Annotated in this window: 9 protein-coding genes and 2 pseudogenes (1 of these 11 cut by a window edge); 6 read left to right on the plus strand and 5 right to left on the minus strand. The window is 65.3% G+C overall.

The window, feature by feature from the left end:
* Window positions 1-851, minus strand: an 851-nt coding sequence (locus ACFE99_RS11070; RefSeq protein ID WP_375485161.1) for a hydrogen peroxide-inducible genes activator, incomplete at its 3' end; no start/stop codon positions are given.
* 95 nt (window positions 852-946) lie between these two features.
* Between ACFE99_RS11070 and ACFE99_RS11075 the strand changes: the two genes are divergently transcribed.
* The 3 genes from ACFE99_RS11075 to ACFE99_RS11085 all read left to right on the plus strand — a co-directional run bounded on the left by ACFE99_RS11075 (window position 947) and on the right by ACFE99_RS11085 (window position 3,538).
* Window positions 947-1,534, plus strand: coding sequence for a peroxiredoxin (locus tag ACFE99_RS11075; protein ID WP_375485163.1), 588 nt, complete (start codon window positions 947-949; stop codon window positions 1,532-1,534).
* Window positions 1,535-1,673: 139 nt separating this feature from the next.
* Complete coding sequence (locus tag ACFE99_RS11080) at window positions 1,674-2,210, plus strand: carboxymuconolactone decarboxylase family protein (RefSeq protein WP_375485193.1); 537 nt, start codon at window positions 1,674-1,676, stop codon at window positions 2,208-2,210.
* Between the two features lie 29 nt (window positions 2,211-2,239).
* Window positions 2,240-3,538, plus strand: a complete 1,299-nt coding sequence (locus tag ACFE99_RS11085; RefSeq protein ID WP_375485165.1) for an alpha-amylase family protein — start codon at window positions 2,240-2,242, stop codon at window positions 3,536-3,538.
* Here the strand turns inward: ACFE99_RS11085 and ACFE99_RS11090 are convergent.
* Window positions 3,531-3,962 (minus strand): DUF1810 domain-containing protein, encoded by a 432-nt coding sequence (locus ACFE99_RS11090; RefSeq protein WP_375485167.1) that lies wholly within the window; start codon window positions 3,960-3,962, stop codon window positions 3,531-3,533. The two genes, ACFE99_RS11085 and ACFE99_RS11090, sit on opposite strands and share 8 nt — an antisense overlap.
* On the opposite strand from ACFE99_RS11090, the gene ACFE99_RS11095 reads away from it, so the two are divergent.
* Entirely contained in the window at window positions 3,961-5,208 is a 1,248-nt protein-coding gene (locus ACFE99_RS11095; protein ID WP_375485169.1) for an alpha-hydroxy-acid oxidizing protein, read from the plus strand. The genes ACFE99_RS11090 and ACFE99_RS11095 overlap by 2 nt on opposite strands.
* A gap of 131 nt (window positions 5,209-5,339) precedes the next feature.
* Window positions 5,340-5,625 (plus strand): annotated as a pseudogene (locus ACFE99_RS11100) (hypothetical protein).
* Between the two features lie 44 nt (window positions 5,626-5,669).
* On the opposite strand, the gene ACFE99_RS11105 reads toward ACFE99_RS11100, so the two are convergent.
* Complete coding sequence (locus ACFE99_RS11105; protein ID WP_375485171.1) at window positions 5,670-6,404, minus strand: hypothetical protein; 735 nt, start codon at window positions 6,402-6,404, stop codon at window positions 5,670-5,672.
* A 161-nt stretch (window positions 6,405-6,565) separates the two neighbouring features.
* Here ACFE99_RS11105 and ACFE99_RS11110 point away from each other — a divergent pair, with 161 nt between their 5' ends.
* The gene (locus tag ACFE99_RS11110; RefSeq protein WP_375485173.1) at window positions 6,566-7,126 is read left to right on the plus strand and encodes a CGNR zinc finger domain-containing protein; all 561 of its coding nucleotides are present in this window, start codon (window positions 6,566-6,568) and stop codon (window positions 7,124-7,126) included.
* 21 nt (window positions 7,127-7,147) lie between these two features.
* Here ACFE99_RS11110 and fdhD read toward each other — a convergent pair whose 3' ends face one another.
* Together fdhD and ACFE99_RS11120 are read right to left on the minus strand one after the other, a co-directional pair.
* Window positions 7,148-8,005 carry a formate dehydrogenase accessory sulfurtransferase FdhD gene (fdhD, locus tag ACFE99_RS11115; RefSeq protein WP_375485175.1) on the minus strand — a complete coding sequence of 286 codons (858 nt, stop codon included), beginning with the start codon at window positions 8,003-8,005 and terminating at the stop codon, window positions 7,148-7,150.
* Window positions 7,993-10,072: pseudogene (locus ACFE99_RS11120) on the minus strand (FdhF/YdeP family oxidoreductase); it runs 260 nt beyond the window's last position. The gene fdhD and the pseudogene ACFE99_RS11120 overlap by 13 nt, the downstream one beginning before the upstream one ends.

Consider the following 10,072-nt stretch of genomic DNA (forward strand, 5'->3'; position numbering starts at 1 on the left):
CGCGAGGATCTAAAGACCAGGCCGATCCGCCGCCCCGGCCGGGGCGGCGCGAACTGCGCCAGGCCGAGCCGGCTGCGCGCCGCCTCGACGGGCACCGCGCTCTGCGGAATCAACGTCACGCCCAACCCTCCGGTGACGCACTGCACCGCCGTCGCGAGCGACGCGGCCCGGGTGTCGGCCAGCTCGGCCCGGATACCGACCTTGTGGCACACGTCCAGCGCCTGATCGCGCAAGCAGTGGCCCTCGTCGAGCAACAGCAACGGCAGCTGCGCCAGCGCCGCCGGCGGTACTCGTCGCTTGCCGGACAGCGGATGCCCCGGCGGTAGTGCAAGCACGAAATCCTCGTCGTAGATCGGTATCTCGGTAATTCCGCTGGTCTCGGCCGGCAAGGCGATCAGCGCGGCATCCAACGTGCCTCCGCGCAACGCGGCCAGCAGCCGTTCGGTTTGATCCTCGACCACCCGCAACGTCAGCCCTGGCAGCCGATCGGCAAGCCCGCCCAGCACCGTCGGAAGTACGTATGGGGCTACCGTGGGGATCAGCCCCAGCCGCATGCTGCCCTGCAGCGCATCGGCTGTCCCGGCCGCGGCCGCGGTGAACCCGTCCACAGCATCGATCACTGCTTGAGCGTGTGGCAGAAGCTCCCTGCCCTCGGGTGTCAAAAAGACACGACGTGTCGACCGCTCGATCAGCTGGACGCCCAGGCCGATTTCCAGGGCCGCCAGCGCCTGCGACAACGTCGACTGGCTGACACCGAGAGTGGTTGCTGCGCTGCCGAAGTGCTGCTTTTCCGCCACCGCCGCAAACGCACGCAGGCCGGCAATGGTCGGTTGATAACTCTTATCGGTCATACCTATGAGTATAGTGGGATATATCACCTTTAATTCTAAGTGCGGTTTCGGCAGGATGGTGGTGAGTAAATCCGATCTTGAACTTGAGGAGCGACATGGCCCTGTTGAGCATTGGCGACCAGTTCCCCGCCTACCGGCTCACCGCATTGATTGGCGGTGATCTGTCGAAGGTCGACGCCCAGCAGCCCGGCGACTACTTCACCACCATCTCCAGCGACGACTACCCGGGAAAGTGGCGGGTGATCTTCTTCTGGCCGAAGGACTTTACATTCGTGTGCCCGACGGAGATCGCCGCCTTCGGCAAGCTGAACGACGAGTTCGAGGTCCGCGATGCCAAGGTCTTGGGTGTCTCGGTGGACAGCGAGTTCGTGCACTTCAACTGGCGCATCCAGCACGAGGATCTCAAGAAGCTGCCGTTCCCGATGCTGTCGGACATCAAGCGCGAGCTCGTTGCGGCTACCGGAGCGCTCAACGACGACGGTGTGGCCGACCGGGTCACCTTTATCGTCGACCCCAACAACGAAATCCAGTTCGTTTCGGTGACGGCCGGTTCCGTGGGCCGCAACGTCGACGAGGTGCTGCGTGTGCTCGACGCCCTGCAGTCCGACGAGCTGTGCGCCTGCAACTGGCGCAAGGGTGATCCGACCATCGACGCCGGCGAACTACTCAAGAAGTCGGCGTAAGCGGTGCGCAGCTCGAAGTGATGAGGAGGAGCGGCGCATGAGCCGCGCCGGCGACGATGCAGAACGAAGTGATGAGGAGGAGCGGCGCATGAGCCGCGCCGGCGACGATGCAGAACGAAGTGATGAGGAGGAGCGGCGCATGAGCATCGACAACCTCAAATCCGCGCTGCCCGAGTACGCCAAGGACCTCAAGCTCAACCTGGGCTCGATCACCCGCACCACAGCGCTGGGCGAAGAGCAGCTGTGGGGCACACTGCTGGCCAGTGCGGCCGCGACGCGAAACGCGCAGGTGCTGGCTGAGATTGGCGCGGAGGCGGCCGATCACCTGTCCGCCGAGGCCTATCAAGCCGCGTTGGGCGCGGCGGCCATCATGGCGATGAACAATGTGTTCTATCGTGCCCGCGGCTTCCTCGAGGGCCGGTATGACGACCTGCGGCCCGGATTGCGGATGAACATCATCGCCAATCCCGGTGTGGGCAAAGTCAGTTTCGAGCTGTGGTCGTTGGCGGTGTCGTCGATCAACGGGTGCCCGGACTGTCTTAACGCGCACGAGCGCACCCTGCGCGAAGCGGGAGTGGACCGGGAAGCGATCTTGGAGGCGTTGAAGGCCGCGGCGACTGTCGCGGGGGTGGCGCAAGCGGTCACCAGTGCCGAGGCGCTGGCTGGCGTCAGCTGACCTCCAATTCGGCCCGTAGACTTCCGGCCGTGCCTTCGTGGGTTGATCACGTGATCTGGTGGCAGGTCTATCCGCTCGGTTTCGTGGGCGCCTTTCCCGCACAGCAGCCGCCGGATTCAGGCGAACACCGGCTGCGGCGAATTGCCGAGTGGTTCGACCACGCGATCGCCTTGGGCGCATCCGGGATCGCGTTAGGGCCGATTTTCGCCTCGCGCACACACGGCTACGACACCACCGACCATTACCGCATCGATCCGCGCCTCGGTGACGACGGCGACTTCGACCACCTGGTCAGCGAAGCGCACCGACGCGGCCTGCGGGTGCTGCTCGACGGCGTGTTCAACCACGTCGGCGTTGACTTCCCGCGGTACCGCGAGGCGCTGCACGACGATGCGTCAGCGGGCTGGTTTCGTGGACGCCCCGGCCATTTTCATGTCTTCGAAGGCCATGGCGATCTGATCACGTTGAACCACGACAACCCAGAAGTCGCCGACTACACCGTCGACGTCACGCGGTATTGGCTGCGGCGCGGTGCGGACGGCTGGCGCTTGGACGCGGCTTACGCTGTGCCGCACCGGTTCTGGGCGGACGTGCTGCCGCGGGTCCGCGACAGCCACCCGAACGCCTGGTTTCTGGGCGAGCTCATCCACGGCGACTACGCGGCCGTGGTGGCAGAGGCCCGCTTCGACTCGGCCACTCAATACGAACTGTGGAAGGCGATTTGGAGCAGCCTCAACGACGGGAATTTCTACGAGCTGGACTGGGCACTGCAACGGCACAACACCTTTCTGGCCAGCTTCGCGCCGCTGACCTTCATCGGCAATCACGACGTCACCCGCATCGCCAGCCAGCTCGAGAACCCCGATCACGTGGCGGTTGCCCTCGCGATTCAGATGACGGTGGGCGGCATTCCCAGCGTGTATGCCGGTGACGAGTTCGGCTATCGCGGCGTCAAGGAGGAGCGGTTCGGCGGCGACGACGCGGTGCGTCCGGAGTTCGGCTCTCCCCCGGTTCCGGTCGACGCACGCGGGGCGCAGTTATGGTCGCTGCACCAGTACCTCATCGGACTGCGCCGGCGCCACCCGTGGCTGCATGCCGCGTCGACAACCGCGTTGCGGCTCGATAACCGGCACTACGTGTACCAGACGCGCTGCGGCGACGACGCCCTGATCGTGGCGCTCAACATCGATGACGCTCCGCTGCAGGTAGGTGTTTCGCGTGCCGAAGTGCTAGCCGGGTCAACGGCGCCGCCCCAGGAAGTTGTCGACGCGGTGGTGGTCGAACCACACGGCTGGCGAATACTGCGCCCTCTCGGAGGGCCTACCTGAGCCGCTGGAGCGTCAGCGGGTCTTCCTCGCTGTCGTAGTACTTGTCGAGCAGCGGGACGAAATCCTTGTTGTCGTGGGCGGCGTGGGCGAAGAGCGTCATCGACGACCGCAATTTGGGGTCGTCGGGAGAGCCGAAGATGTCATGGATCGAGCGGCCCTGTATTGCGTTGACCAGCCGCGTGCATTCCCGTAGCCGCGGGCCGAGCACGTCGTGGGTTAGATAGGCCCGGGCCTCGTCCAGCGAGGAGATCGCATACCGCGCGGCCATTGGGCTGCTGCCCAGCCCGGAGACCTGCGGGAAGATGAACCAGATCCAATGGCTGCGTTTGCGGCCAGCGCGCAGCTCCTCGACTACGGTGTGATAAACGCGAGCCTGCGCGTCGAGAAAACGCTGCAGATCGAAGGGGTCGGTGTCGGATTCCATGTCACCACGGTTGCACAGACGGGTTCCGAAAGTCCGCGACCTTACGCCGCTGATCCGCTTCCGCAAACCCCGACTCGACCGCACCCAAAGGCGGCTCGACGCCGCACTGACCATCGACGACCTGCGGCGCATCGCCAAACGACGCACACCGCGGGCGGCGTTCGACTACACCGACGGCGCCGCCGAAGACGAGATTTCGTTGGACCGTGCGCGACAGGCGTTCCGCGACATCGAGTTTCACCCCGCAGTCCTGCGCGACGTCAGCAGCGTTCGGACCGGCTGGGATGTCCTCGGCCGACCGGTCGCGTTGCCGTTCGGGATCGCGCCGACCGGGTTTACCCGGTTGATGCACACTGAAGGCGAGATTGCCGGGGCGCGGGCAGCGGCTAGGGCCGGAATCCCGTTCGCGCTCTCGACGCTGGGCACCGCCTCGATCGAGGACATCGCGGACGCTATTTCTCAGGGCCGCAAGTGGTTTCAGCTCTATATGTGGCGCGACCGCGATCGGTCGATGGCGTTGGTGCGGCGAGCCGCCGAGGCGGGCTTCGACACGCTGCTGGTCACCGTTGACGTACCGGTCGCCGGCGCGCGGCTACGCGACATCCGCAACGGGATGACGATCCCGCCGTCGTTGACGCTGCGCACCGTGCTCGACGCTGTTGTCCACCCGCGGTGGTGGTTCGACCTCTTGACCACGGAGCCATTGGCGTTCGCGTCGCTGGACCGCTGGCCGGGCACCGTCGCCGAATACCTCGACACCATGTTCGACCCGAGCGTCACGTTCGACGATTTGGCGTGGGTCAAGACCCAGTGGCCCGGCAAGCTCGTGGTCAAGGGAATCCAAAGCCTCGACGACGCCCGCGCCGCGGTAGAGATCGGTGTCGACGGCATCGTGTTGTCCAATCATGGTGGCCGCCAACTCGATCGGGCCCCGGTACCATTTCATCTGTTGCGCCCGGTGGCACGCGAGTTCCGCGGCCACACCGAGATCCTGCTGGACACGGGAATCATGTCCGGCGCCGACATCGTCGCCGCGATCGCGCTCGGTGCGCGGTGCACCCTGATCGGCCGGGCGTACCTGTACGGGTTGATGGCCGGCGGCGAGGCCGGCGTGCAGCGCGCTATCGGCATCCTGTCCGGTCAGCTGACCCGCACCATGCGGCTGCTCGGCGTCACCTGCCTGGAGGAGCTGTCGCCCAAGCATGTGACGCAATTGCGGCGTGTGGTGCCGTTATCCACAGCTTGACGGCCGTAGCCGTTCCTTGGACGACCTCGAAAGCAGCGAAACCCAATTACATAAGCGGTAGCGTCATCGGCTGGGCTGTCGACGGTATGTGCCGAGCCTTCGCCCCAGCAGCCACGTGACAGCAGGCAACAATGAAGGGCTGCATCGTGGCAGGAGTCGCTGCACTACTGATGGCCGCAGAACTCATCGCCTCAGCGCCGCGGGCCAGCGCCGGCTGCCAGTACGGAGGATCCGTACTCAGCAAGTGCGATGGACCCGTCCAGCCTGACGGCACCTGGCAACGTTGCGTGGCGGTTACCCGCTTGGTTCCTAGCGGTATGAGTTCTTACCTCGTGCCCGACAAGCGCTGCGATGGGTCCTGACCAGCACCCTGTTGACCTCGCCTTCGCCGACCCGCCGACGCACATCGACGACTGAGCCGCGAACGGCTTAGCGCAGTTGGCCGCCCCCTGGGCCGACACTTAGGCCGGCACCGCGCTAAGCCTGGGCGCGCTGTCGACGGTTGCTGAACGGATGTTGTCGGCCTTGTCGAGCCCGGCCAATTCACGCCACGAGCGGATTGCCTGACGGGTGAGCTCGACGATGCGGCTTGCCATCGTCCCTTCGCGTGCCATGGCGTGGGCACGCAACGCGTGCGACGTCACTTCCTCGACAGTGACCCGAAGGTGGCTGTCGACAAGCGCGGTCGACTCGCATGCGGCCCGGACGGCATACCATGCGGGGCCTTCCAGCGACGAGCTGGTAGCACGGGCGGCGCGCTCGGCAGCCTCGCACTTCGCGAGGGGCGGCATATCGCCCGACGCAGCGGCTCGATGCAGGTCGGCGATGTCCACGATCGCTTTGATCGAACTGAGTTTGGCGTACCGAACGACTCCCCAGCTCGGGTGGGCCAACAAGTCGGCTAGCCAGGCGTGTACGACGCTGTCAGGAGCATCAGCGGTTCCCACGGTCTGCCAGGCGAGGTCAAGGGCGAGCACGCTGTTCTCTGGTGACAGATAACCGTCGGGCCCGGCCAGCAGGTCGTTGCACGCTTGAACCAGGGCCGTCAGTGGACGGGCCGAGCAGGACGGGAAGTCGGTGATCTGCGCATCGCCGTTGATGTAGGAAATCACGTTCATTGCACACCCTTTGCCTGATCCGGGCAGGTGGGATCCTTTGGCCAACCTCAGCGGATGAGTGATGCGGTCGAGATCCATTTCGGTTGGCTCCTTTCGCCTTCCACTGCCAGATAGACCAGCTGGTTACTCGCTAAGACGGCCGAAACGCGCTTTTCGTTCACCCCGCTTGAGGTCATTGTCGTAACCGGCTTAGACGGTTACAGCTTGCACCCATCAGTGAAACCTGTCAAGGTGGTTACGTGAAGTTCATTTTTGTGAGCGGACGGCCCAGCCTTGACTTCGCAGGCACGCTGAAATTTCGAGAAAGCTCAGCCTCCGAAGAGCTGTTGACGCAACCCGAACTGTTATCGGAATGGGCAATTCAGGCGGGGTTACTCGATGCGGCCATCCCCGTGACTGCCGACGAGCTCGCCGACGCGATCGCGCTGCGCGAGGCCATTTATCGGACCGCCACCGCCCGCCTCGAACACCGCCGACCCAAACCCGGCGACGTCGACCTGCTCAACGAGCAGGCAAGCCAACGCAGGCTTACGCCGCGATTGCACCGGACCGGATCTGTCCGCCGTGAGGGCAGCACGTCGCAACTGCTCGCGACCCTGGCCGCAGACCTGCTCGACCTTCTCGCCGGAGCCGACATCGAGCGCGTCAAACGCTGCGCGCACCCGCGTTGCACACGCCTGTACGTGGACTCGTCGCGAGCGAAGAACCGGCATTGGTGCGGGATGACCACCTGCGGCAATCGCGCCAAGGTCGAAGCCTTCCGAGCCCGCCAGCGCGCCGCTGACCGGTCGCCGGCGTGACGGTACTTACGGCTGGTTGTCCTAGCGGCTTTTCGCCGACGAGTGCCCACCGCGCACCGGATTCACCTGGATCCGGTCAGGGCGACTGTAGACGTTCATCGACGTGCCCCGTAAGAACGCCACCAGTGTCAGCCCCGATTGGCTGGCCAGGTCGACCGCCAACGACGACGGCGCGGAGACCGCGGCCAGCACCGGGACGCCGGCCATCACCGCCTTCTGGCTTATCTCGAACGACGCGCGGCCGCTGACAAGCAGGACGGTTGCGGTCAGCGGAATCCGGTTGTGCTCCAAGGCCCATCCGATCACCTTGTCGACGGCGTTGTGGCGTCCCACGTCTTCTCGCACCGCCAGCAGGGTGCCGTCCACGGCGAAGAGGGCAGCCCCGTGCAGGCCACCGGTGCTGGCAAACACCGCCTGCTCGTCGCGCAGCCGGATAGGCATGGCCGACAAGGCTTCTGGGGTGATGGTGGAGGGGTCGTCGCCCGGACAGTAGCGGCTGATCAACTGCACCGCGTCCAGCGATGCCTTGCCGCATACCCCGCACGACGAAGTGGTGTAGAAGTTGCGGGTGACATCTGGCGTCGCGACACCGGGTGACAGTGACACATCCAAGACGTTGTAGGTGTTGGTGCCGTCGGGGCCGTCGCCGCGGCAGTACCGTGCGCTGACTACGTCGTCGCGGTGGGCGATGATACTCTCGGTCAACAAAAAGCCTTGCGCCAGTTCGACATCAGAGCCCGGTGTGCGCATCGTGACGGCGAGCGGCGTGCCGTTGACGCGAATCTCCAGCGGCTCCTCCACGACCAGTGTCTCGGGGCGGTCGACCGCGTTGTCGGCGCTGACGTGCTGGGCGCGGCGGCGCGCCGTTACCCGGCCCATTGGGCCGGCTCCAACCGGATGACGATCGCCTTGGACACCGGCGTATTCGACTTCAGCGCAACATGATCCAACGCTACCAGTGGATTGGTTTCGGGATAGTAAGCGGCGGCGTTGCCGACAGGTGTCTGATACCCGACCACCATAAAGTCTTTCGCCCGCCGCTCCTGCAGCTGCCCGTCTTCGCCGGCGAACTCCGAAACCAGGTCGACGCGATCACCCTCGCGCAGGCCGAACGCCGCCAGATCGGCCGGATTGACGAACACCACCCTGCGGCCGCCTTTGACTCCGCGGTAGCGATCATCCAGCCCGTAAATCGTGGTGTTGTACTGGTCGTGGCTTCGCAGCGTCTGCAGCACCAGCCGCCCCGGCGGCACCGGCACCCACTGCAGCGGATTCACGACAAAGTTGGCTTTACCTGTACTGGTCGGGAATTCGCGCGAATCCCGAGGCGGATGCGGCAGCTGGAAACCGTCGGGCTGGCGCACCCTGGTGTTGTAGTTTTCGCAGCCGGGCACCACGTCGGCGATTGCGTCGCGGATGGTGTCGTAGTCGGTGTTGAACCTCTCCCACGGCACCGGGTGTCCCGGCCCGAGCAGCGTGCGGGCCAGCTGACAGACGATGGTCACCTCGCTGCGCACCCCGTCGCTGGGCGGATGGAGACTCCCCCGGGACAGGTGCACCATCGACATCGAATCCTCAACGGAAACTTGCTGTTTGACGCCGTTTTGGATGTCGCGGTCGGTGCGGCCCAGCGACGGCAGGATCAGCGCCGTCGCACCGTGCACTAGGTGGCTGCGGTTTAGCTTCGTCGACACCTGCACCGTCAGCGAGCAGTTACGCAACGCTGCCTCGGTGACAGTGGTGTCCGGTGTGGCCAGCGCAAAATTGCCGCCCATACCCATGAACACCTTTGCCCTGCCGTCGCGCATGGCCCTGATGGCATTGACGGTGTCCAGGCCGTGTTCGCGCGGGCTGTCGATCCCGAAGCGGCGGTCCAGCGCCGCCAAAAACGACTCGGGCATCTGCTCCCAAATGCCCATGGTGCGGTCGCCCTGGACATTGGAATGTCCACGCACCGGGCACACCCCGGCCCCCGGTTTGCCGATCATGCCCCGCAGCAATAGCACGTTTGTGATCTCGGCGATCATCGGCACCGCATGGCGATGCTGGGTCAGCCCCATCGCCCAGCACACCACCGTGCGCTGCGATGCCGCCAGCAGCGCGGCGACCCGCTGCAGCTGCTGGCGGTCGACTCCGGTCGCGTCCACCACGGTATCGAGATCGACTGCGCGCGTATTCGCCTCGTACGCTTCGAAATTCGCACAGTGTGCGGCAATGAAGTCCCGGTCGACCACGCTGCCCGGCGCCCGATCATCGGCCTCCAGCAGCAGCCGGCCCAGCCCGGCGAACAGCGCCATATCGCCGCCGATGCGGATCTGCACGAATTCGTCGGCGATCGGGACCCCATGTCCGAGCAACCCGTGCACTTTCTGCGGATCTTTGAACCGGATCAGCCCGGCCTCCGGCAGCGGGTTGACCGCGACGATGCGGGCACCATTGGCCTTGGCCTTCTCCAGCACCGACAGCATCCGGGGATGGTTGGTGCCCGGATTCTGCCCGGCGATGACGATCAGGTCAGCCTTGACAACGTCCTCGACGGTGACCGAGCCCTTGCCGATGCCGATCGATTCGCTCAGCGCCGCTCCGGAGGACTCGTGGCACATGTTCGAGCAGTCCGGCAGGTTGTTGGTGCCGAAGCACCGCACCATCAGCTGATAGAGAAACGCAGCCTCGTTGCTGGTGCGCCCTGAGGTGTAGAACACCGCCCGGTTCGGGTCATCGAGCGCGCGCAGCTCGTCGGCGATCAACTGGTAGGCCGACTCCCAGCTGATCGGCCGATAGTGATCGTCGCCCGGACGTAAGACCATCGGATGCGTCAGCCGGCCCTGCTGCGACAGCCAATACTCCGGCCTGCTCTCGAGGTCCGCGATCGAATGCCGCGCGAAGAACTCCGGGGCCACGACGCGCTTGGTGGCCTCCTCGGCAACGGCCTTGGCGCCGTTTTCG

It is taken from the genome of uncultured Mycobacterium sp. (assembly GCF_964249325.1).
Classification (GTDB): domain Bacteria; phylum Actinomycetota; class Actinomycetes; order Mycobacteriales; family Mycobacteriaceae; genus Mycobacterium.

What these genes read in the sequence shown, in the direction of transcription:
- ACFE99_RS11075 (WP_375485163.1), top strand. Translation starts at nt 947, where the DNA reads ATGGCCCTGTTGAGCATTGGCGACCAGTTCCCCGCCTACCGGCTCACC.
- ACFE99_RS11080 (WP_375485193.1), top strand. Translation starts at nt 1,674, where the DNA reads ATGAGCATCGACAACCTCAAATCCGCGCTGCCCGAGTACGCCAAGGAC.
- ACFE99_RS11095 (WP_375485169.1), top strand. Translation starts at nt 3,961, where the DNA reads ATGTCACCACGGTTGCACAGACGGGTTCCGAAAGTCCGCGACCTTACG.
- ACFE99_RS11090 (WP_375485167.1), bottom strand. Translation starts at nt 3,962, where the DNA reads ATGGAATCCGACACCGACCCCTTCGATCTGCAGCGTTTTCTCGACGCG.
- ACFE99_RS11105 (WP_375485171.1), bottom strand. Translation starts at nt 6,404, where the DNA reads ATGGATCTCGACCGCATCACTCATCCGCTGAGGTTGGCCAAAGGATCC.
- fdhD (WP_375485175.1), bottom strand. Translation starts at nt 8,005, where the DNA reads ATGGGCCGGGTAACGGCGCGCCGCCGCGCCCAGCACGTCAGCGCCGAC.